The 21,521-nt window shown below is 64.5% G+C and carries 17 protein-coding genes; 9 read left to right on the top strand and 8 right to left on the bottom strand.

Going from position 1 to position 21,521, the window contains the following annotated elements; translation table 11 throughout:
• Positions 1-160 precede the first annotated feature (160 nt).
• From FJ471_RS19625 to FJ471_RS19605, 5 genes are all read right to left on the bottom strand, one after another.
• The gene (locus FJ471_RS19625; RefSeq protein WP_140805940.1) at positions 161-889 is read right to left on the bottom strand and encodes an SDR family oxidoreductase; all 729 of its coding nucleotides are present in this window, start codon (positions 887-889) and stop codon (positions 161-163) included.
• A gap of 24 nt (positions 890-913) precedes the next feature.
• Positions 914-2,170, bottom strand: coding sequence for a sugar ABC transporter permease (locus FJ471_RS19620; protein ID WP_140805938.1), 1,257 nt, complete (start codon positions 2,168-2,170; stop codon positions 914-916).
• Positions 2,167-3,003: an ATP-binding cassette domain-containing protein gene (locus FJ471_RS19615; protein WP_140805936.1), complete on the bottom strand. Its 837-nt coding sequence runs from the start codon at positions 3,001-3,003 to the stop codon at positions 2,167-2,169. The genes FJ471_RS19620 and FJ471_RS19615 overlap by 4 nt, the downstream gene beginning before the upstream one ends.
• Positions 3,004-3,069: 66 nt before the next feature.
• The gene (locus tag FJ471_RS19610) at positions 3,070-4,152 is read right to left on the bottom strand and encodes a sugar ABC transporter substrate-binding protein (RefSeq protein WP_140805934.1); all 1,083 of its coding nucleotides are present in this window, start codon (positions 4,150-4,152) and stop codon (positions 3,070-3,072) included.
• A gap of 299 nt (positions 4,153-4,451) precedes the next feature.
• The gene (locus FJ471_RS19605; RefSeq protein ID WP_140805932.1) at positions 4,452-5,336 is read right to left on the bottom strand and encodes an AraC family transcriptional regulator; all 885 of its coding nucleotides are present in this window, start codon (positions 5,334-5,336) and stop codon (positions 4,452-4,454) included.
• A gap of 252 nt (positions 5,337-5,588) precedes the next feature.
• On the opposite strand from FJ471_RS19605, the gene FJ471_RS19600 reads away from it, so the two are divergent.
• Positions 5,589-6,749, top strand: a complete 1,161-nt coding sequence (locus FJ471_RS19600) for a glycoside hydrolase family 25 protein (protein ID WP_140805930.1) — start codon at positions 5,589-5,591, stop codon at positions 6,747-6,749.
• A 24-nt stretch (positions 6,750-6,773) separates the two neighbouring features.
• Here FJ471_RS19600 and FJ471_RS19595 read toward each other — a convergent pair whose 3' ends face one another.
• Positions 6,774-7,616: an AraC family transcriptional regulator gene (locus tag FJ471_RS19595; RefSeq protein WP_140805947.1), complete on the bottom strand. Its 843-nt coding sequence runs from the start codon at positions 7,614-7,616 to the stop codon at positions 6,774-6,776.
• A gap of 246 nt (positions 7,617-7,862) precedes the next feature.
• Here FJ471_RS19595 and FJ471_RS19590 point away from each other — a divergent pair, with 246 nt between their 5' ends.
• The 6 genes from FJ471_RS19590 to FJ471_RS19565 all read left to right on the top strand — a co-directional run bounded on the left by FJ471_RS19590 (position 7,863) and on the right by FJ471_RS19565 (position 16,842).
• A complete protein-coding gene (locus FJ471_RS19590) occupies positions 7,863-9,329 on the top strand; it encodes an alpha-glucosidase/alpha-galactosidase (protein WP_140805928.1) in 1,467 nt (488 codons plus the stop codon).
• 102 nt (positions 9,330-9,431) lie between these two features.
• Positions 9,432-11,516, top strand: a complete 2,085-nt coding sequence (locus FJ471_RS19585; RefSeq protein ID WP_140805926.1) for an ABC transporter substrate-binding protein — start codon at positions 9,432-9,434, stop codon at positions 11,514-11,516.
• A 112-nt stretch (positions 11,517-11,628) separates the two neighbouring features.
• Positions 11,629-12,636 (top strand): ABC transporter permease, encoded by a 1,008-nt coding sequence (locus tag FJ471_RS19580; RefSeq protein ID WP_140805924.1) that lies wholly within the window; start codon positions 11,629-11,631, stop codon positions 12,634-12,636.
• Positions 12,637-13,770, top strand: a complete 1,134-nt coding sequence (locus FJ471_RS19575; RefSeq protein ID WP_140805922.1) for an ABC transporter permease — start codon at positions 12,637-12,639, stop codon at positions 13,768-13,770. It abuts the gene before it with no gap.
• Between the two features lie 10 nt (positions 13,771-13,780).
• On the top strand, positions 13,781-15,451 hold the full coding sequence (locus tag FJ471_RS19570) for an ABC transporter ATP-binding protein (RefSeq protein WP_140805920.1): 1,671 nt from the start codon (positions 13,781-13,783) through the stop codon (positions 15,449-15,451).
• A gap of 20 nt (positions 15,452-15,471) precedes the next feature.
• Complete coding sequence (locus FJ471_RS19565) at positions 15,472-16,842, top strand: alpha-glucosidase/alpha-galactosidase (protein WP_140805918.1); 1,371 nt, start codon at positions 15,472-15,474, stop codon at positions 16,840-16,842.
• Here FJ471_RS19565 and purD read toward each other — a convergent pair.
• Positions 16,839-18,119 (bottom strand): phosphoribosylamine--glycine ligase, encoded by a 1,281-nt coding sequence (gene purD / locus FJ471_RS19560; protein ID WP_140805916.1) that lies wholly within the window; start codon positions 18,117-18,119, stop codon positions 16,839-16,841. The genes FJ471_RS19565 and purD overlap by 4 nt on opposite strands.
• Positions 18,120-18,476: 357 nt before the next feature.
• On the bottom strand, positions 18,477-19,271 hold the full coding sequence (locus FJ471_RS19555) for a phytanoyl-CoA dioxygenase family protein (protein WP_140805914.1): 795 nt from the start codon (positions 19,269-19,271) through the stop codon (positions 18,477-18,479).
• Positions 19,272-19,537: 266 nt separating this feature from the next.
• Between FJ471_RS19555 and FJ471_RS19550 the strand changes: the two genes are divergently transcribed.
• The gene (locus FJ471_RS19550; protein ID WP_140805912.1) at positions 19,538-20,449 is read left to right on the top strand and encodes a LysR family transcriptional regulator; all 912 of its coding nucleotides are present in this window, start codon (positions 19,538-19,540) and stop codon (positions 20,447-20,449) included.
• 51 nt (positions 20,450-20,500) lie between these two features.
• Positions 20,501-21,484, top strand: coding sequence for a 4-hydroxybenzoate octaprenyltransferase (gene ubiA, locus FJ471_RS19545; RefSeq protein WP_140805945.1), 984 nt, complete (start codon positions 20,501-20,503; stop codon positions 21,482-21,484).
• The last annotated feature ends 37 nt before the right edge of the window (positions 21,485-21,521 follow it).

Here is a 21,521-nt window from a genome sequence, read left to right as displayed (position 1 = left end):
CACCATGCGGGATTTGTTGATCCTGCCGCAGCGCAACTATTTGTGAGGGAGGTAAGGGAGTAGGGGAGTAGGGGAGTAGGTAAAAAGCTCTGCCCTTGCGACCGACCCCTCACGCCTGACAATCTTCCTACTCCCCTACTCCCCTACTCCCTTACCTCCCTCACAAATCGTTGCTCTGCGGCAGGATCACCAAATCCCGAATGGTGATGTTTCTCGGCCGCGTCAGCATGAACAGGACCGCGTCCGCGACCTCGGTCGGCTGCATCAGCCCGCCGGCCGCCAGCTCGTCCTCGAGCTTCTGCTTCGGCCAGTCGCTGATCAGCGCCGTCACCACCGGCCCTGGTGCTACGGCGCCGACGCGCAGGCCGTGCTTGGCCACCTGCCGGCGCAGCGTGTGGACGAAGGCCTGGATGGCGTGCTTGGAGGCCGTGTAGATCGGCTCCCAGACGACGGGCACCAGGCCGGCGATCGAACTGGTGACGACGATGTCGCCGGTCTTGCGCCCGACCATGTGCGGCAGCACCGCGTGCACCGAGCGGAACACCGAGTTGATGTTGAGGTTCAGCATGCGGTCCCAGGCGTCGGGATCGCCGTTGAGGATCTCGCCGCCGACATAGGAACCGGCATTGGCGTGGAAGATGTCGAGCTGGCCGGTCTTTTCGAGTATGCCGGGCAGCATGGTCGCCACGCTGGCAGGGCTGGTGAGGTCGACCACCAGCGGGATCGCGCCGGAGCCAAGCTCTGCGACGACCTCCTTGAGCCTGTCCTCGGCGCGGTCGACCAGCACGACGCGGGCGCCGGCGGCAAGCATCGCCCTGGAGCATTCGAGGCCGATGCCCGATGCCGCGCCGGTGACCGCGGCGACTTTTCCCGAAAGATCGTGAGCCATGTGTACCCTTCTCGTTTGAACTGTTCAGGCGCGGCCGTGCGAAGCACGGGAACGGCGCGCCAAGGAGTCGACGATCACGGCGATGGCGAGAACGGCACCGGTGATCATGTAACGAAGCGACGAGGACAGATCGAGCAGCGTCAGCCCGCTGGCGATCGACTGGATGACGAGAATGCCAAGCAGCGCAGCAGAGCCGCTGCCGCGACCGCCGAACAGGCTCGTGCCGCCGATGACCGCTGCCGCGATGGCGTTCAGGTTCACGTCGCCGGTGCCGGCCTGCTGGCTGGCGGAAGCGAGCCTGGCGGCCGCAAGCACGCCGCCGAGCGCGGCGAAGAGCGAGCATAGCGCGAAGGCGCTGAGGTAGATGGCGCGCACCTTGATGCCGGCGCGCCGCGCCGCCTCGCGGTTGCCGCCGACGGCGGTCATCGATCGCCCCCATTTGGTCCGGGTCAGCGCATAGTTCATCGCCACGACGAGCCCGACGAACAGGCCGAACATCCACGGGATGCCGCGCGCCTGGTTGAGGTAGGCGACGATCAGCTCGAGGCCGATGGTTATGGCGGCGACGCGCAGGATGAGCCCGGCCACGGACGGCGTCGACAGGTTGGCGGCGCGACGGCGCGCGACGGTGCGAAGCCCCGTGATCAGCATCGCCAGGCCTGGGATAACCGCCAGCGTGTGCGAGACCCATTTCGGCATCACCATCAGCTGGCCGAAATCCACTAGGGCCGAGCCGTATGGCAGGTTGATCGAGCCGGTGGAGCCGAGGATATAGAGCTGCATGCCCAGCACCGCGAGCAGGCCGGCAAGCGTCGAAACGAAGCTCGGCATGCCGAGCCGGTTGAACAGCAGCGCATAGAGCGAGCCGATCAGGACGCCGAAGGCGAGCGCGGCAATGATGGCGAGCGCGACCGGCCAGCCCTGGTTGACCCATAGCGTGCCGACCATCGCCGAAGCGAAGCCGCTTATCGAGCCGACGGAAAGGTCGATCTCGCCGACCATCAGAACGCAGACGATGCCGAGCGCGATGACGCCGACCGTCGAGGAGTCGAACAGGAGGTTGACCAGATTGCTGCTGGAAACGAACACCGGGTTGAGGCTGGTGAAGACGGTCCAGATGACGACGAGGCCGACGATGACCGGCAGCGAGCCGAGATCGCCGCTGCGCACGCGATCGAGGAAGGCGCTGACCGCGCCGCCGACGCCCGCCCCATGCTTCACCCGCGCATCGGCGCGGTCGAGCGCCAGCGGGGCGGAGGCGCCTTGCTTGACGTCCGTCATGGGCGCTGCTCCCCTGCCTGCGCGCTGCCGCTGTGATCGCGCTCCATGCGCAGGCGCTCGGCGCGGCGCGACACCGAATTGTTGGACGCACCGGTGATGGCGCTGACCAGGTCCTGGTTCGAGGCGTCGGGTTCGAAGACGCCGTTGTTGCGCCCCAGCCTGAGCACCACGATGCGGTCGGCGACGGCGCGAACATCCTCCATGTTGTGGCTGATCATCACGACGCCGAGACCGCGCGCCCGGACGCGGTCGATCAGGTTGAGCACTTCGGCCGTCTGGGCGACGCCGAGGGCCGCGGTCGGCTCATCGAGGAGGATGAGTTTCGGCTCAAGCAGCAGCGAGCGCGCGATCGCGACCGTCTGGCGTTGGCCGCCGGACAGCGAGGCGACCGCCTCGCGCACGCTCGGGATGCGTGCCGACAATTCGTTGAGCAGCGTCCAGGCCCGCATCTCCATCGCCACCTCGTCCAGCCGCAGCGGGCTGAGCTCGTTGCCGAGGAAAATGTTGGCGACGACGTCGAGGTTTTCGCAGAGCGCCAGATCCTGAAAGACCGTGGCGATGCCGAGCGTCAGCGCCGCGCGCGGGTCGGGCATCGTGACCGGCCGGCCACGGAAATTGATCGTTCCCGAGCTCGGCTGGTGCACGCCGGCCAGGATCTTGACCAGCGTCGACTTGCCGGCGCCGTTGTCGCCGACCAAGGCGACGACCTCACCGGCATGGACGTCGAAATCGATATCGGTCAGCGCCGAAACGGCGCCGAAATTCTTCGATATGCCGCGCAGGCTGAGCACCAGCTCGCCGACGGAAGCCGACTCTTCGGGACTTTCACTCATGCGCCGCCTTTCTTGACAGTCGTTCCCTGGCATCCGGCCGCCGACGGGCGGCCGGATGCCATGCGATCAGTTGGTGATGCCGAGCTTCTTGCAGCCCTCGGCATAACGGTCGACGCAGAGCTCGGCGGCCGTGTTGATCTTCTTGTCGATGATCTCGGCCTTGAGGTTCTCCTGCGTCACCACAGCCGGGGTGAAGAGCTGCGAGGGCGTGTCGTAAAGCGTCATCTCGGCTTTCGGCGTCTCGCCGGACAACAGCTTGACGGCGACGTTGGCAGCGGCAGCCGCGACAATCTCGCTCGGCTTGGAGATTGTGTTGTACTGGTCGCCGGCGATGATCAGCTGCAACGCCGCGATCGTCGCGTCGTTGCCGGTCACCGGCGGAACCGGATCGACGCCGGCCGCCTTGAAGGCCGCGATCGCGCCACCGCCGGTGCCGTCATTGGCGGCGACGACGCCGAGGATCTTGGCGCCGAAGCGCGTGACCTGGCCGCTCGCCCATTGCTGGGCCTTCGGCGGCGCCCATTCCGGCGTGTCGAACTCGGCCAGGATCGGGTAGCCGCTGTTGTCGAGACCCTCGTGGATGCCCTTCTTGATCAGGCCGGCTGCGGCATCGGTCGGCGAGCCGTTGATCTGCAGCAGGCCGCCACTGGCCGGATCGACCTTGAGAGCCTTGAGATGCTCGACCAGCGAGTCGGCGATGGCCTTGCCGATACCTTCATTGTTGAAGGACACATAGAAATCGGCGGGCGCCGTCGGGATGGGCCGGTCATAGGCGATGACCTTGACGCCCTGGCTCTGCGCGAGCTTGACCAGCGAGGCGGCGGCGGTCGAATCGACCGGGTCGAGCACGATCGCCTTGGCGCCCTGCGAGATCACCGAATTGAACTGCTGCTGCTGGCGCGCCGCGTCGGCATCGGCGTTCTGGTAGATGACCTTGCAGCCCGGGCAGAGCTTCTTCATCTCGGCGACGAAGCCGGGATAGTCATGCTGTTCGTAGCGGGTCGATGCCTGGTCGGGCATCAGGAAGGCGACCGTGGCGTCGGTGACGGTGCCGGCGAATGCCGCCGTGCTGCCGAGCAGCGAGGCCGCGAAAACGGCCGCGATCGTCGATTTCAAGGCGAACGGCGATTTCCAAGCATTTCTGGTCATTCGAATGTCTCCGTTTCGAGAAATGGTTCACGATGACCTGCGCGATGGACGGCGCGTCAGGCCTTGACTGCATGTCGAACTGTTGCAAGGAGTGTGATCGGCAGCGGCCGAGGATCCGATCCCGGTAGACCGCGCGAACATCCTCCTGGACGTGCTGGATTTCAGGACAAACGATCCCCAGCACAGGGTGCCTCGCACCCCGCGTCTTTCCTTCCCTGAATTCTCTTCGTTGCGACGCAATTCCGGATAGAACTCTTCCCGGCCGGAATTTCCTTTGGCTCCTCCCGCTTCCTCCCCTGTTAGGCGGCAATCTCCGCGTTGACGTTCTGCGCCAGCAAGGCCCTGAAGCGCGAAGGCGACATGCCTTTCTGCGCCAGGAACTGGCGGTTGAAATTCGAGATGTTGTTGTAGCCGGCGGCGTAGCAGATTTCAGTGATCGACATCTGCGCCTCGCTCATCAGCAACTGGCAGGCAAGGTTGACGCGCAGCCGGTTGACATACTGCACCAGCGCCATTCCGGTATGCCGGCGGAAGCTGCGCGAGAAAGCGCTCGGGCTGCGCCCGGCGATCTCGGCGAGCGTGCCTTCGCTGAAGGGCTCGGTCAGGTGGCAGTTGATATAGGCAAGCGCCTGGTTGATGCCGGCCGACATGAAGCCGGAGGGGTCGGGCAGATAGCCGGCGCTGGCCAGCGTGCGGACATCGCCGGCGCGGTTCAATATATCGAGCACGGCCATGAACAGCGACAGGCGGCGCACGCCCTGCGCCTCGGTCAGTTCCGCCAGCAAAGGCGCCGCGAGCTCTGCCGTCGCAGCCGAAAACAGCGCGCCGCGACGGCTGGTTTCGAGGACGCCGGCGCAGGCGGCAAGTTCGGGCAGCGCGGCGGAGGCGTCGGCGATGAATTCTTCCGAGAACTGCACGACGCGGCCGCGCAACGGCACGGTCTCGCCCGGCGGCACGTCGCTGACCCAGTTGTGCGGCAGGTTGGGCCCGGTGAGCACCAGATTGCCCGGCTCGAACTCGCCGATGAAGTCGCCGACGAAATAGCGACCGGTGGTGGCGACGACCAGATGCAGCTCGTATTCGGGATGGAAGTGCCAGCGGACGGTGCGAAAAGGATAGCCGTGGGCCCAGGCCTTGAACGACTCTCCTTGTCTGATCTGGACGACTTCCAGGTCCGGATTCATCTTCCTCTTCCTCCCCGCGCGGGTCCGGTCTTGTGACCGGTTGCTGCGCTTCGTCAGGCAGACCCGTGTATTCCCACTGGCCGCCTTGATTGAAAGCTTAGGCGGCAATTGAAGCGCCTGCCACCACGGCTTGTCCACCCGACCGATACTTTTTTGACGTTTTGGAGTGGACCGAAGCAAGCCGATGTTGTGAAAGCAATTCCTTAACCATGGCGGTTCAGGATCGTCCCCTGGTCAGTGGGGACACCCTGATTGAAAAAGCCGGCGCGCCCTCTTCGCCGCCTGGCGCTGATCGCTGCGGCGGTTGCGCTGGGCACGGCGGCAAAGGCCTCGGATTTCTCCGAGCCGTGGAAGAATGCCGACCGCCCGCTGGTGATCGACGCCTACGAATACAATTCGATCGACTGGCAGCAGCTCGTCACCGACAAGCGCATCGCCGGCTTCATCAACAAGGCGTCCGACGGGTTGCCGCCGCCCTATTTCTGCTTCGGGGCCGAGGCCGACGTCAAACTCTGCAAGATGCAATGGAAACGCTATGCGGTGACGCGCGAATTGTTTCAGACGCGCAAGGTGGTGGCCAAGGCGCTTGGCCTGAAATGGGGCGCCTATCACCTCGCGCGGCCCGGCAACCCAGTCGAGCAGGCCAATAATTTCATCGATTTCGCGGAACCGGCGCCGGACGAGCTGATGGCCCTCGACATCGAAGGCATCGACGCCACGCAATGGATGTCGCTGGAGGACGCCGAGGAATTCGTGCGCCAGGTGCATCGCCGCCTCGGCCGCTTTCCGGTGCTCTATGTCAACGGCAAGACCGCCCAGTACATCGCCGAAAATCGTTACCAGTATCGCCTGCTGTCGCGGCTGCCGCTTTGGTATGCGCGCTACAAGCCGGACATCGACGTGCATTTCCCGATGGGCAACTGGCAGGGTTATGCGCTGTGGCAATTCTCGGCGCAGGCCAATTGCGGCCGTTTCCGCTGCCCCTACCGGGTACCGGGCACGCCCAACGACATCGATGTCAGCGTCGCGCCGATGAGTGCCGACCAGCTGCGCCAGGAATGGGCTTTCGGCGGCCTGCTCGACGTGCCGGCCGACTACCTCGCCTCGATCCCGGTGCCGCTCTCGCGCGAAAAAGCCCTCGCCGGCAAGGTCACCATCACCTATGCCGACGTGGCGACGCCGCCGACCTTCGAGGAGATGGTGGCGGTGCTCGGCGCGCGTTGGGAAAAATTCCGCGACGGTTTCCGCATGCCGGTGGTGAAGACGGTGCCGCAGCGGCCGGGCTTCGGCATCGTGCAGTATGTCGCTTGGAAACGCTCCGGGCAGCGCACGCCCGAGCAGATCGACGCGGCTTTCGCCGCTGCGGCCGATGCGGTCAGCACAGCCTCGACCACGCTCGACGCCAAGCGCTGACGTCTTCCAAGAACCCACAGGACATCAGCGGTGGCTGCCGAGGCTCGCATACATGCCGGTGGTGCGGAACTGCGTCGGGTTGATGCCGTAGCAGCGGCGAAAGACCTTGGAGAAGTAGTTCGCGTCCTCGAAGCCGCACAGCACCGCGACCTCCTTCACCGGCAGGAAATCCGCCTTGGTCAGGAGCTTGGCTGCGCGCTGCAGCCGCTGCTGCAGGACGAACTCCGCCGGCGGCAGCCCTTCGCTCTCGGCGAAGCAGCGCGAGAAATGAGCGCGGCTGAGGCCGCTGATCTCGACCAGCTCGGCCACCGGCAGCGGCTTGTCGAGATTGGCGTTGATGTGGTCGATGACCGGCTGCATGGCACTCTGTTTTTCGGCGAAGGCATGCGAGCCGAACACGTCGTCGTAAAGCGCCATTGCCGCCTCATAGGCGATCGCCGAGGCAGCGCCGGACGAAGCCGCACCCTTGATGAGCCGCAGGCTGCAATCGGCAAGGTGATCGATGGTCGCCGGCTGCAGCCGGAACACCGGGCCCGAGACGCTGAGGATCGATTTGTGGATGCGCAGCGCCTCCTCGCCATTCATCGAGATCCAGAAATATTCCCAGCGGTCGCCCTTGGCCAACCAGTAGCGATGATTGTGCGGCACCAGAACAAGCAGCGTGTCGTTCGCCTGCAGGCGATAGCTGCGGTTCTCGTAGCGCAATTGACCGCTGCCGCTGATCGTGTGCTGGAGCACGGTGAACGGCGTCTGGCCGCGCTTTCGCCCGTCCCAGTCGTAGGTTTCGTCCTCGCGCAGCTCGTAGCCCGTGCTGGTTGGCATGGCATGCAGGCGCTGGCGACCGCGCGGCAGCGAGATCGTGCGCATCAGCTTTCCGTTGGCGATCAGGTCCCGCAGCACAAAATTACCCTCGAAAGCATAATCCTTCTCTGGCCGCGCCGGCGAATAAGCGCATAATCAGGCCCTCAAGAACGGGAATGACCCGCGGCCGAGGAGCGGGCGGGAGGAGAAAAGCCGGATTTCCGGCTTCGAGCGGTGCGTGCGCCAAGGCACGCGGCCGTATCCTCCCTTGCTGCTCCTTGCCTAGCATTCGATTGGATCGAGGTGAAGGTGATGAGCTTCAAAATCGCTATTGTCGGCGCCGGCAGCGTCGGATTCACCAAGAAGCTGTTCACCGACATCCTGTGCGTGCCTGAATTCAGGGACATCGAATTCGCGCTGACCGATGTCAGCGAGCACAATCTAGGGATGATCAAGGCGATCCTCGACCGGATTGTCGAGGCGAACAAGCTGCCGACCAAGGTGACGGCGACGACGAACCGCCGCGAGGCGCTGGAGGGCGCGCGCTACATCATCAGCTGCGTGCGCGTCGGTGGGCTCGAAGCCTATGCCGACGATATCCGCATTCCGCTGAAATATGGCATCGACCAATGCGTCGGCGACACGATCTGCGCCGGCGGCATCCTCTACGGCCAGCGCAACATTCCGGTGATCCTCGACTTCTGCCGGGATATCCGCGAGGTCGCCGAGACGAACGCCAAGTTCCTCAACTATGCCAACCCGATGGCCATGAACACCTGGGCCGCGATCGAATACGGCAAGGTCGACACGGTCGGGCTCTGCCACGGCGTGCAGCATGGCGCCGAGCAGATCGCCGAAGTGCTCGGCGCCAAGTCGCCCAAGGAGCTCGACTATGTCTGCTCCGGCATCAACCACCAGACCTGGTTCATCGAGCTCAGATTGAACGGCCGGCCGATCGGCAAGGACGAGCTGGTCGCCGCCTTCGAGGCGCACCCGGTCTATTCGAAGCAGGAAAAGCTGCGCATCGACGTGCTGAAGCGCTTCGGCGTCTATTCCACCGAAAGCAACGGGCATCTCTCCGAATACCTGCCCTGGTACCGCAAGCGCCCCGACGAGATCACGCGCTGGATCGACATGTCGGACTGGATCCATGGCGAGACCGGCGGCTATCTGCGCTACTCGACCGAGACCCGCAACTGGTTCGAGACCGAATATCCGCAATTCCTCGAAGCGGCGTCGAAGCCGATCGACCCGGCCAGGCGCTCCAACGAGCATGCCAGCCACATCCTGGAAGCGCTGGAAACCAACCGCGTCTATCGCGGCCACTTCAACGTCAAGAACGATGGCGTGATCACCAACCTGCCGCAGGACGCCATCATCGAATCGCCCGGCTTCGTCGATCGCTTCGGCATCAACATGGCGGCCGGTATCACGCTGCCGGAGGCTTGCGCGGCCACCTGCATGGCTTCGATCAACGTCCAGCGCATGTCGGTGCATGCCGCGATCGCCGGCGATATCGACCTGTTGAAGCTCGCCGTGCTGCACGACCCGCTGGTCGGCGCCGTGTCGACGCCGGAGGAGGTCTGGCAGATGGTGGACGAGATGGTCGTCGCCCAGGCCGCCTGGCTGCCGCAATATGCCGATGCCGTCCCGGCGGCGAAGGAGCGGCTTTCGAAATCCAAGGTCAAGACCCGCGAATGGGCGGGTGCCGCGCGCCGCAGCGTGCGCTCGATCGAGGAATTGCGCGCCGAAAAGGCGGCGCTCAAACAGGCCGGCTGACCGCTCGGAACACGGACCTGCAGGAGGGCAAGTCCGTCGGAAACCAGCCACCCGAAAATAAGAGGCGGGCAACAGAGACGTCCAAACATCTGGGAGGAGACTATGAGGAGTTTTCGTAGAATTGGCATTGCCGCCGGGTTGATGCTCGGCGTCTCGGTCCATGCACTCAACGCCTTCGCGTCCGAGCCGACCGTGCCACCGGAGCCGGCGACGTTCCCGGCCGAAGGCAAGATCCATTATGTGGCGCGCGACTCCATCCTGGAGTTCAAGGCGCTGCCCGACTATCACGAGCCGGACTGGGTGACGGAGAAATACGTCAAGACCGGCAAGCTGCCGCCGGTCAAGGACAGGCTGCCCAAGGAGCCGCTGGTCTTCAAGACCGGCAACATGCCGGATGGCATCGGCGTCTATGGCGACACGATGCGCCACGTCATCGGCGGCCGGCCGGAAGGCTGGAACTACGGCGCCGGCCAGACGCAGGGCTGGGGCGGTATCGACATCGGCCTTTCCGAATGCCTGACGCGCACCGCGCCGCTGTTCCAGGTCGAGGCCAAGGACACCGAGCCGCTGCCCAACCTCGCCAGGAGCTGGGACTGGTCGAGCGACGGCCACAAGCTGACCATGCATCTGATCGAAGGCGCCAAATGGTCCGACGGCGCGCCCTTCAATGCCGACGACGTCATGTTCTACTGGGACGACGAGGTCGTCGATCCGAACGTCTCGCCGCTGAACGGCGCCACGCCGGAAACCTTCGGCGTCGGCACGACGCTGAAGAAGATCGACGACTACACCGTCGAGTGGACGTTCAAGGGGGCGTTTCCGCGGCAGTATCTCTATGCCATGGCCTATGGCACTTTCTGCCCCGGCCCCTCGCACATCCTCAAGCCGCAGCATCCGAAATATTCGAAGAACACCTACGACCGGTTCAAGAATGCCTTCCCGCCGGAATATATGAACATGCCGGTGATGGGCGCCTGGGTGCCGGTCGAATATAGGCCGGACGACATCATCGTCATGCGCCGCAACCCGTACTATTGGAAGGTCGACGAGAAGGGCAACCAGCTGCCTTACCTCGACGAGCTGCAATACAAGCTCTCGACCTGGGCCGACCGCGACGTGCAGGCGGTGGCGGGCTCGGGCGACTTCTCCAACCTCGAGCAGCCCGAGAACTTCGTCGCGTCGCTGAAGCGCGCGGCCGACCCGAACGCGCCGGCCCGGCTTGCCTTCGGCCCGCGCCTCATCGGCTACAATCTGCGCCTGAACTTTTCCGCCAACGGCTGGGGCAACCCGGACGAGCGCAGCCAGGCGGTGCGCGAGTTGAACCGCAACGAGGACTTCCGCAAGGCCGTCACCATGGCGCTCGACCGCAAGGCGCTGGGCGACTCGCTGGTCAAGGGTCCGTTCACCGCCATCTATCCGGGCGGCTTCTCGTCGGGCACCAGCTTCTATGACCGCAAGTCGACCGTCTACTATCCGTTCGACCTCGAGGGCGCCAAGGCCCTGCTTGCCAAGGCCGGTCTCAAGGACACCGACGGCGACGGCTTCGTGAACTTCCCGGCCGGCACCGCCGGCGGCAAGAATGTCGAGATCGTGATGCTGGTCAACAACGACTACACCACCGACAAGAGCCTTGCAGAAGGCGTGGTGGCGCAGATGGAGAAGCTGGGCCTCAGGGTCGTGCTCAACGGGCTCAACGGCACGCAGCGCGATGCCTCGCAATATTCAGGCCGCTTCGACTGGCTGATCCGGCGCAACGACCAGGAGCTCACCTCCGTGGTGCAGAACACCGAGCAATTGGCGCCGGTCGGTCCCAAGACCAGTTGGAACCATCGCGCGCCGGAAAGCGGCGAGGTCGACCTGATGCCGTTCGAGAAGGACCTCGTCGACATCGTCAACAAGTTCGTCGCAACGCAGGACAACGACCAGCGTGCCGAACTGATGCGGAAGTTCCAGAAGATCTCGACGGAGCATGTCTACAATGTCGGGCTGACGGAATATCCGGGCGCGCTCATCGTCAACAAGCGCTTCTCCAACATCCCGCAGGGCACGCCGATCTTCATGTTCAACTGGGCCGAGGATTCGATCATCCGCGAACGCGTGTTCGTCAAGGCGGACAAGCAGGCCAAGTATGAACTCTTTCCCCAGGAACTGCCCGGCAAGCCTGGCGATAAGGGGCCGATGGATTAAGCTTTACCCTCCCTGACGAAGAGATGTCCGGCCGCGTTGCGGCGCGGCCGGACAAAGCAGATCCTCCAAACGCATCGAATGCGCGATCGGCCAGAAAGGAAGCGGACCGTCCATGCTGCGATTCCTACTCATGCGCATAGCGTCGGCGATCCCCGTCCTCGCCATCTTGAGCCTCGTCACCTTCGCCATCATCCAGGCGCCGCCCGGCGATTATGCGGACTACATCAAATCGCAGCTCATCAACCAGGGCGGCGCTTCCTACGCCGAGGCGGACGCGCAGGCCCAGGCCTATCGGAAAGAACATGGCCTCGATAAGCCGCTGCCCGTCCAGTATCTCAACTGGATCGGCGGCATCGTCACGCGCGGCGATTTCGGCTACAGCCTCTACTACAACAAGCCGGTGGCCGATGTGGTGGGCGAACGCCTGCCGCGCACCTTGCTTCTGGCGCTGGTCTGCCATCTGCTCGCCTCGGTGCTCGGCATCACTTTCGGCATATGGGCGGCGACAAGGCAGTATAGCTGGATCGACTCGACGCTTTCGGCGATCTCATTCCTCGGCATGACGGTGCCGCGCTTCCTGATGGCGCTGGTCATCGTCTATCTGCTGGTCTTCCAGTTCAACGTCTCCGAGATCGGCTCGTTCTTCTCGCCGCAATATGGCGGCGCGCCCTGGTCGTGGGCGAAGTTCGTCGACCTGGTCAAGCATGTCTGGCCGGTGGTGGCGATCGCGACCTTCGGCGGCCTCGCCTACAACATGCGCGTCATGCGCGGCAACCTGCTCGACACGCTGAACATGCAATATGTCGAGACGGCCAAGGCCAAGGGCCTGACCGGTGGCGCCGTAGTGATGCGTCATGCCGTGCCCAACGCGCTGCATCCGCTGGTGATGTATCAGGGCGTGGTGCTGCCCTATATGCTCACCGGCGAGATCGAGACGGCGATCATCTTCGCGCTGCCGACGGTCGGCCCGGCGATCGTCGGTTCAATGGCGGTGGGCGATGTCTATGTCACGGCGACCTTCATGATGGTGCTGTCGGCGACGCTGATCGTCGGCAACATCATCGCCGACATGCTGCTCGTGCTGCTCGACCCCCGCATCCGCCAGTTCGGAGAGCGCTAGATGCTGGCCCGCGATCCCTCACCCCCGCCGCCGGCCGAAGGCACCGTAACCGAATCCGCGCACGGCAACGAAAGCTATATCGCGCTTGTCTGGCGCCGCCTGAAGCGTTCCTGGACGGGCATGGCTGGGCTTTGCCTGGTCGTGCTGCTGCTGGCCATGGCGGTGTTCGCCGAATTCCTGGCGCCGATGGACCCGAAGGCGACCGATATCGCCTTCGCTCCGCCGCAGGTGCCCAGCTTCCACGACAAGGACGGCAATTTCGCTGCGTGGCCGAGGATCTATGCGCTGGCCGAGTCGGCCGATCTCGATCCGGTCACCTTCCAGCCGATCGTCGGCCCCGACTACGACCATCCGCGGCTGCTCGGCTTCTTCGTCGAGGGCGCGCCCTACAAGCTGTTCGGGCTCATCCAGGCGGATCGGCATTTCTTCGGCTCGATGGACGGCCAGCCGGTGCATTTCCTCGGCACCGACAAGTTCGGCCGCGACGTGCTGTCTCGCGCCATCCATGGCTCGCGCGTGTCGCTGATGATCGCGCTGACGGTGGTCTTCATCATCACGGTCATCGGCACCAGCGTCGGCATGGTCTCCGGCTATTTCGGCGGCAAGTTCGATATCTGGATGCAGCGCTTCGTCGAGTTGGTGCTCGCCTTCCCGCAATTGCCGCTTTATCTGGCGCTGACGACGCTGATCCCGGTCACCGCGCCGACCAATGTCTTCCTCGGTTTCGTCATCATCGTCATGTCGGCGCTGGGCTGGGCGCAGATGTCGCGCGAGGTGCGCGGCAAGACGCTGGCGCTGGCGCGCATCGACTATGTGCGCGCCGCCATGGCGGTCGGCGCCACCGACCGGCGCATCATCCTGCAGCACATCTTCCCCAATGTGATGAGCCATGTGATCGTCGCGGTGACGCTGGCGATCCCGACGGTGGTGCTGCTGGAATCCTTCCTCGGCTTCCTCGGCTTCGCGGTGAAGCCGCCGCTGATCTCGTGGGGCCTGATGCTGCAGGACACCGCCACCTATTCGGTCATCGGCACCTATCCCTGGATCCTGTCGCCGGTCGGCTTCGTGCTGATCACCGTCTTTGCCTTCAACGCGCTGGGCGACGGCCTGCGCGATGCCGTCGATCCCTATTGAGGTGGCCGGGATGACGACGATCGCGCTCGCAGACGATTTCGCACCGGCTCTCAGGCTCGACCATGACGTCCGTCATGAGCAGCCCATCATCGACGCCCGCAACATCGAGGTCGCCTTCAAGGTCGAGCACGGCACCGTCGAGGCGGTGAAGGACGTCTCGTTCCAACTCTATCGCGGCGAGACGATCGCGATCGTCGGCGAATCCGGCTCCGGCAAGTCAGTCACGGCGCGCACCGTCATGGGGCTGTTGTCGCGCCGGGCGACGGTGTCGCCGCGGTCGAGCGTCGACTATCTCGGGCAGAATATCCTGAAGTTCCCGGAGAGCTCGCGGCGCAAGCTGCGCGGCAACCGCATCTCGATGATCTTCCAGGAGCCGATGAGCTCGCTCAACCCGATCTACACGGTCGGCAGTCAGATCGTCGAAGCGATCCGGGGGCATCGCAAGGTGAGCCGCAGGGAGGCCTGGGCAAGGGCGCTGGAGCTTTTGCGGCATGTCCAGATCCCCGAGCCGGAAGCACGCATCAAGCAATATCCGCACCAGCTCTCCGGCGGCCAGCGCCAGCGCGTCATGATCGCCATGGCGCTCGCCAACGACCCCGACGTGCTGATCGCCGACGAGCCGACCACCGCGCTCGACGTCACCGTCCAGGCGCAGATCCTCAACCTGATCCGCAACCTGCAGAAGGAATTGCGGATGGCGGTGATCCTGATCACCCACGACCTCACGGTGGTGCGTAAGTTCTCCGACTACGTCTATGTGATGCAGCATGGCGAGATGCGCGAGCACAACGTCACCGAGCAGCTCTTCGCCAACCCCCAGCATCCCTACACGCAGCGGCTGCTCGCCTCCGAGCCGCGCGGGCGGCCGCAGCCGCTGCCGGAGGGGTCCGGCCCAATCCTCGAGGCGAACGACGTGCGCGTCTGCTTCATGCTGCGCCACGGCAGTTTCCTCAAACCGGACTGGCGCGAACTGGTCGCGGTCGACGATCTCGGCCTGAAGCTCTGCCGGCATGAGACGCTGGGGCTGGTCGGCGAATCCGGCTCCGGCAAGACCACATTCGGCCAGGCGCTGCTCAGGCTGCAGGACGCAAAACGCGGTGAAATAAGCTTCGACGGCCAGCCGATCGAGAAGCTGTCGCGCGCCAAGATGCGGCCGCTGCGCGCGCGCATGCAGATCGTCTTCCAGGACCCGTTCTCCTCGCTCAATCCGCGCATGACGATCGGCCAGATCATCGAGGAAGGACTGGTCGTCAACAGGCTGGGCGCGACGCGGCGCGAGCGGGTCGAGCGGGTGCGCGAAGCGCTGGTCAGCGCCGGCATGCCCGGCAACATCCTGTCGCGCTTCCCGCATGAATTCTCCGGCGGCCAGCGGCAGCGCATCGCGATCGCGCGCGCCATCGCGCTCGAACCCGAATTCATCCTGCTCGACGAGCCGACTTCGGCACTCGACCTTTCGGTGCAGGCGCAGATCATCGACCTGTTGCGCAAGCTGCAGGACGAGCGGGGCCTCAGCTACCTGTTCATCTCGCACGACCTCAAGGTGGTGCGGGCGCTCTGCCACCGCGTCATCGTCATGCAGCACGGCAAGATCGTCGAGCAGGGACCCGTCGACGAGGTCCTTTCCAATCCCAAGACCGCCTACACCGAACGGCTCGTCAGGGCCGCTTTCGACGTGGCCTAGAAGTGCCGGAGGTTTTAGAAGTGGCAAGAAATCCCAGGATCACGTTCATCGGCGCCGGCTCGACGGTGTTCATGAAGAACATCGTCGGCGACGTGCTGCAGCGGCCGGCGCTTTCGGGCGCGACGATCGCTTTGATGGACATCAACCCGCAGCGGCTGGAAGAAAGCGCGATCGTCGTCAACAAGCTGATCGCGACGCTCGGCGTCAAGGCGAAGGCCGAGACCTATTCCGATCAGCGCAAGGCGCTTGCCGGCGCCGACTTCGTCGTCGTCGCCTTCCAGATCGGTGGCTACGAACCCTGCACCGTCACCGATTTCGAAGTGCCGAAGAAATACGGCCTGCGCCAGACGATCGCCGACACGCTCGGCGTCGGCGGCATCATGCGCGGATTGCGGACCGTGCCGCATCTGTGGAAGATCTGCGAGGACATGCTCGCCGTCTGCCCGGAGGCGATCATGCTGCAATATGTGAACCCGATGGCGATCAACACCTGGGCGATCGCCGAGAAATATCCCGCGATCAAGCAGGTCGGGCTCTGCCATTCGGTACAGGGCACCGCGATGGAACTGGCGCACGACCTCGACCTCCCCTATGCAGAAATCCGCTACCGCTCGGCCGGCGTCAACCACATGGCGTTTTATCTCAAGTTCGAGCATCGCCAGGCGGACGGCTCCTACCGGGACCTCTATCCCGATCTCGTGCGCGCCTATCGCGAAGGCCGCGCGCCGAAGCCGGGCTGGAATCCGCGCTGCCCGAACAAGGTGCGCTACGAGATGCTGACCAGGCTCGGCTATTTCGTCACCGAAAGCTCGGAGCATTTCGCCGAATACACGCCCTATTTCATCAAGGACGGCCGCGGCGACCTGATCGAGAAATACGGCATTCCGCTCGACGAATATCCAAAGCGCTGCATCGAGCAGATCGAGCGCTGGAAGGGCCAGGCGGAAGCCTATCGCTCGGCCGACCGGATCGAGGTCGAGCAGTCCAAGGAATATGCTTCCTCGATCATGAACTCGGTGTGGACTGGCGAGCCGTCGGTGATCTACGGCAATGTCCGCAACAATGGCTGCATCACCTCGCTGCCTGTCGACTGCGCGGCGGAAGTGCCGTGCCTGGTCGACGCCTCGGGCATCCAGCCGACCTATATCGGCGACCTGCCGCCGCAGCTGACGGCGCTGATCCGCACCAACATCAACGTCCAGGAACTGACGGTGCGGGCGCTGATGAGCGAGAACCGCGAGCACATCTACCACGCCGCGATGATGGACCCGCATACCGCGGCCGAGCTCGATCTCGACCAGATCTGGTCATTGGTCGACGATCTGCTTGCCGCGCATGGCGATTGGCTGCCGGCCTGGGCGCGCGGAGGCCGCAAGAGCGCGGCGGCTTAGATGCCGGCCTTCTCGCGCGCCACGGCCTGCCAGCCGATGTCGCGACGGCAGAAGCCCTGCGGCCAGTCGATACGATCGACCGCCGCATAGGCCTTGGCCTGCGCCTCGCTGACCGTCTTTCCAAGCGCGGTGACGTTGAGCACACGGCCGCCATTGGCGACCAGCGCGCCGCCATTGATGGCGGTGCCGGCATGGAAGACCTGGACGCCCTCGCCTTCCGCCTTGTCGAGGCCACGGATGACCGAGCCCTTTTCCGGCGTGCCCGGATAACCCCTTGCCGCCATCACCACGGTCAACGCCGCCTCGTCGCTCCAGCGGATGGACATATGCGCGAGCTGGCCGTCGACGGCGGCGTTGAGCAGGACGAGCAGGTCGTCCTTCAACCGCATCATCAGTACCTGGCATTCGGGATCGCCGAAGCGGGTGTTGTATTCGATCAGCTTGGGGCCCTGGTCGGTGATCATCAGGCCGGCAAAGAGGACGCCGGCGAAGGGCGCGCCGATATTGGCCATGCCGCGCATGGTCGGCTCGATGATCTCGCGCATGGTGCGCTCGGTCATTTCCGGCGTCATCACCGGCGCCGGTGAATAGGCGCCCATGCCGCCGGTGTTCGGCCCGGTATCGCCGTCGCCGACTCGCTTGTGGTCCTGCGCGGTGCCGAAGGGCAGCGCGGTCGCGCCATCACACAGGCAAAAGAAACTCGCCTCCTCGCCCGTCAGATATTCCTCGACCACGACCTCGGCGCCGGCGGCGCCGAAGGAACCGTCGAAACAGGCTTCGAGCGCGGCGACCGCCTCATCCAGCGTCATGGCGACGGTGACGCCCTTGCCGGCGGCGAGCCCGTCGGCCTTGATGACGATCGGCGCGCCGGTCTTCTCGACATAGGCCTTTGCCGAGGCGAGGTCGCCGAAGCGGCCATAGGCGGCGGTCGGGATGTTGAACCTGGCGCAAAGATCCTTGGTGAAGCCCTTCGAGCCCTCCAGCCTCGCCGCAGCCTTGGACGGGCCGAAGACGCGGATGCCCCAGGCGCGCAGATCATCGGCGATGCCGGCGACCAGCGGACCTTCCGGGCCGACCACGACGAGATCGATCTTCTTTTCCTGGCAGAAGGACGCGACGGCGGAATGGTCGGCAACGTCGAGCTTGACCAGCTCGCCGACACGGCCGATGCCCGGATTGCCGGGCGAGGCGTAGAGCTTCGTCAGCAGCGGCGAGGCGGACATCTTCCAGGCGAGCGCATGTTCGCGGCCACCCGAGCCGAGAAGAAGAACGTTCATGGCCACCTCTTGCTGATCGTCTCCCTGAACCCGCTATTGGTCCGCGGGCGATGGGTCAAGGCATCTTGGCATTTCGGCGGCAATTGCGCACGGGAACATGGCCCCCATCAAGAGGGATAAGATAAGTCCCGCGTTCGGCTAGCCTAGAGCAATTCCAGGGAGATTAGCTGAAGCCTCCTCAACCTCGTCATGTATGGGCGGAGCAAGGAGCGAAGCGGACGCGCAGACTCTAGAATCCATGCGGTTACCTTAGCCGAAGGATGCAAACGGCGCAGAATTCTGCACCGTCGCGGCGCTTCAAGGTCACGGAATTCTCGGGTCTACGCGTCCGCTTCGCCCGTGGCGAGGCAGGGCCGTTCAGCTCTGGAAAACGACTGGGAACCAATCTTCGCGCAGTTTCTGGCCGGGCTTCATGTCGTGGCCGGTATAGGGCGGCGAGGTGCGGCCGGGACGCTCGACATAATGCGCGTCGTCGCCGACCCAGCGCAGCGACAGCGCCCGGCGCCGCGCCGAGGTCATGTTGCCGCGCGCGCCGTGCGCGGTGCGAAAGTCGAACAGGATGGCGTCGCCCGGCTCCATCTCCCATTCCAGCACCTTCATCGACGGGTCGTTGTCGGGATCCGGCACCGGCAGGTAGTCGCCCTCGCCGGCATAGAAATTGTCGTCGTTCAACCAGCGCACCGGCAGGACCATCTTTTCCCATTTGTGCGAGCCGGCGATCAGCCGCAGCGTGGCCTCCTTCACCGGATCGATCGGAATCCAGAAGCTCACCGTCTGGCTGCCGTCGACGAAGTAATAGGGAATATCCTGGTGCCAGGGCGTCGGTTTCTGCGTGCCAGGCTCCTTGACCAGGACGTGATCGTGGAAGAACTGGGCGCTGCGCGACTGCATAACGGCGGCGGCGAGCTCGGCGGCCGGCGATTCGCGCACGATCCTGACGAATTCCGGGATGCGCTCCCAGTTGCAGTAATCGTCGAAGAAGCTGCCCTTGCCGCCGGCGATGTCGGAAGCCGTGGCGCTGCGGTTCTGAATGTTGCGTTCGATGCCTGCGGCGATGACGTCGACCCAGTCCTTGAAGGCGCCGCGGACACAGACCGCGCCGTCGCGCTGGTAGTCGGCAATCGTCGAGGCATCGATCTTCGGGCTGGCCATGGCGCTCGGTCTCTTTTTGTTTGACGCAATTCCGGACGGAAAACCGTGCACACTTTTCCTGGAATTGCTTTCCTTGTTTGATGCAATTCCGGACGGAAAACCGCTGCACACTTTTCCTGGAATTGCTTTCCTTGTTTGACGCAATTCCGGACGGAAAGCCGTCTCACACGTTTCCTGGAACTGCTCTTGGTTCGGTGACGCTACTATCGCAAGCGTTGAACATCGCGTAAAATAATAACTTGTCATCTAGTTTATAGTTTTTTCCTATGAGACCGACTCTCACCCAATTGCGTTATGTCGTTGCCGTGGCCCGCCATGGCAGCGTGACCGCCGCAGCGTCGGCGCTGAACGTGTCGCAGCCGTCGATCTCGGTGGCGATCGACAATGTCGAGGATGCGCTCGGCCAGAAACTGTTCGTGCGCCAGCGGGGCAGCGGCGTTGCGCTGACGTCCTTCGGCCGCAGGGCCGTCGCCAAGGCAAGGCAGGTGCTGGGCGAGGCGGACGAGCTGGCGGCGCTCGGATCGCGCGACACCGATGTCGGCGGCGAACTGATGCTCGGCTGCTTCGAGGATCTGGCTCCCTATTTCGCGCCGGCGCTGATGCGCGCCTTCGCCGAGCGCTGCCCGGCCGTCACCGTCGTCATCGGCGACGAGACCTTCGACACGCTGGGGCGGCGCCTGGCCGACAGCGCGGTCGACCTCGGCCTCACCTATGATCTCGGCCTTCCAGGCCATTTCAAGCGCATTCTCCTGCACGAGCTGCGGCCGCACGCGCTTCTGCCGGCCGGCCATGCGCTGGCCGACAAGCACGCCGTCAGCCTGGCGGAGCTCGCGCAGCATCCGCTGATCACCACCGACCAGCCGCACAGCTGGCAGCACATGCTGGACCTTTTCCTCAGCCGTGGCCTGTCACCGATCGCCCGGGCGACGACGAGCTCGTTCGAATTGCAGCGCTCCATGGTGGCCAATGGTTTCGGCGTCGCGGTCAGCTACACCAGGCCGCGTGGCGACATGAGCTATGACGGCCTGCCGCTGGTCTGCAAGCCGCTCTCCGATCCGCTGCCGATGCAGCGCATCATCCTGACGCATGACACGCGCCAGCGCCTGTCGAAGGCGGCCGCGGCGTTCATCGACGTCGCCAAGACATGGTTCGCCGGTCACGATGTTTTCACTGCTTGAGCGACACTGCGGCCGCTTGACGGCGCCACTCGCGACTGTCACTTCAACGTGATGGAACCCGTCCAGTCGAAAGCGATCCAGGGCCGTGTCGCCGACGCGCCGAGCGGCCATTGGGTCTACCGCGTGCTGCCGCGCTGGCTATGGCCCTATGCGCAGCTCGCGCGCTGGGACCGGCCGATCGGCTGGCAATTGCTGTTGTGGCCCTGCTGGTGGTCGGCGGCACTTGCCGCGGGCGCCTATCCGCGCCCGACCGACCCGCTGCTGACGCTGCTTCCGGCGCCCTGGTACCTGTTGCTGTTCTTCATCGGCGCCGTCGCCATGCGCGGCGCCGGCTGCACCTATAACGACCTCGCCGACGAGGGCATCGACAACCAGGTCGAGCGCACCCGTTCGCGGCCGCTGCCCGCCGGCAAGGTGACGCGCCGCCAGGCCTGGGCTTTCGTCATCATCCAGGCGCTGGTGGGCCTGGCCGTGCTGCTGCAGTTCAACAGCTTCGCCATTCCGCTCGGCATCGCCTCGCTGGCGATCGTCGCCGTCTATCCCTTCATGAAGCGCATCACCAGCTGGCCGCAATTCGTGCTCGGGCTCGCCTTCTCCTGGGGCGCGCTGATGGGCTGGGCGGTCGAGTTCGGCGACATCGATGACCCAGCGATCATGCTCTATATCGGCTCGATCCTGTGGGTGATCGGCTACGACACGATCTACGCGCATCAGGACAAGGAAGACGACGCCATCGTCGGCGTGCGCTCCACCGCGCGGCTGTTCGGCGACAACACCAAGACCTGGCTGGTCGGGCTCTATGGCGGCGCGCTCATTTGCTTCGCCATCGCCTTCGCCTCGGCGCAGGTGCCGGTGGTGTCGCTGGCCGGACTGATCGCCGCCGGCGCGCATATGGCGCGCCAGATCATCCGGCTCGACATCAACAATCCGGACCAGTGCCTGAAACTGTTCAAGTCGAACAACCAGGTCGGCTGGCTGATCTTCCTCGGCCTGATCGGCGGGTCGGTCTGGATATGGCTGAAGCCGCTGGTGTAGCGGGGCGCGCCCTTCTCCCCTTGCGGGAGAAGGAAAA

It is taken from the genome of Mesorhizobium sp. B2-7-1 (assembly GCF_006440735.1).
In the GTDB taxonomy this organism is placed as follows: domain Bacteria; phylum Pseudomonadota; class Alphaproteobacteria; order Rhizobiales; family Rhizobiaceae; genus Mesorhizobium.
The sequence above is the reverse complement of the archived record's forward strand: the minus strand, read 5'-3'. Positions and strand labels throughout refer to the sequence as shown.

What these genes read in the sequence shown, in the direction of transcription:
- FJ471_RS19585 (WP_140805926.1), top strand. Translation starts at nt 9,432, where the DNA reads ATGAGGAGTTTTCGTAGAATTGGCATTGCCGCCGGGTTGATGCTCGGC.
- FJ471_RS19610 (WP_140805934.1), bottom strand. Translation starts at nt 4,152, where the DNA reads ATGACCAGAAATGCTTGGAAATCGCCGTTCGCCTTGAAATCGACGATC.
- purD (WP_140805916.1), bottom strand. Translation starts at nt 18,119, where the DNA reads ATGAACGTTCTTCTTCTCGGCTCGGGTGGCCGCGAACATGCGCTCGCC.
- FJ471_RS19595 (WP_140805947.1), bottom strand. Translation starts at nt 7,616, where the DNA reads ATGCGCACGATCTCGCTGCCGCGCGGTCGCCAGCGCCTGCATGCCATG.
- FJ471_RS19550 (WP_140805912.1), top strand. Translation starts at nt 19,538, where the DNA reads ATGAGACCGACTCTCACCCAATTGCGTTATGTCGTTGCCGTGGCCCGC.
- FJ471_RS19575 (WP_140805922.1), top strand. Translation starts at nt 12,637, where the DNA reads ATGCTGGCCCGCGATCCCTCACCCCCGCCGCCGGCCGAAGGCACCGTA.
- ubiA (WP_140805945.1), top strand. Translation starts at nt 20,501, where the DNA reads ATGGAACCCGTCCAGTCGAAAGCGATCCAGGGCCGTGTCGCCGACGCG.
- FJ471_RS19605 (WP_140805932.1), bottom strand. Translation starts at nt 5,336, where the DNA reads ATGAATCCGGACCTGGAAGTCGTCCAGATCAGACAAGGAGAGTCGTTC.
- FJ471_RS19580 (WP_140805924.1), top strand. Translation starts at nt 11,629, where the DNA reads ATGCTGCGATTCCTACTCATGCGCATAGCGTCGGCGATCCCCGTCCTC.
- FJ471_RS19620 (WP_140805938.1), bottom strand. Translation starts at nt 2,170, where the DNA reads ATGACGGACGTCAAGCAAGGCGCCTCCGCCCCGCTGGCGCTCGACCGC.
- FJ471_RS19615 (WP_140805936.1), bottom strand. Translation starts at nt 3,003, where the DNA reads ATGAGTGAAAGTCCCGAAGAGTCGGCTTCCGTCGGCGAGCTGGTGCTC.
- FJ471_RS19625 (WP_140805940.1), bottom strand. Translation starts at nt 889, where the DNA reads ATGGCTCACGATCTTTCGGGAAAAGTCGCCGCGGTCACCGGCGCGGCA.
- FJ471_RS19570 (WP_140805920.1), top strand. Translation starts at nt 13,781, where the DNA reads ATGACGACGATCGCGCTCGCAGACGATTTCGCACCGGCTCTCAGGCTC.
- FJ471_RS19590 (WP_140805928.1), top strand. Translation starts at nt 7,863, where the DNA reads ATGAGCTTCAAAATCGCTATTGTCGGCGCCGGCAGCGTCGGATTCACC.
- FJ471_RS19555 (WP_140805914.1), bottom strand. Translation starts at nt 19,271, where the DNA reads ATGGCCAGCCCGAAGATCGATGCCTCGACGATTGCCGACTACCAGCGC.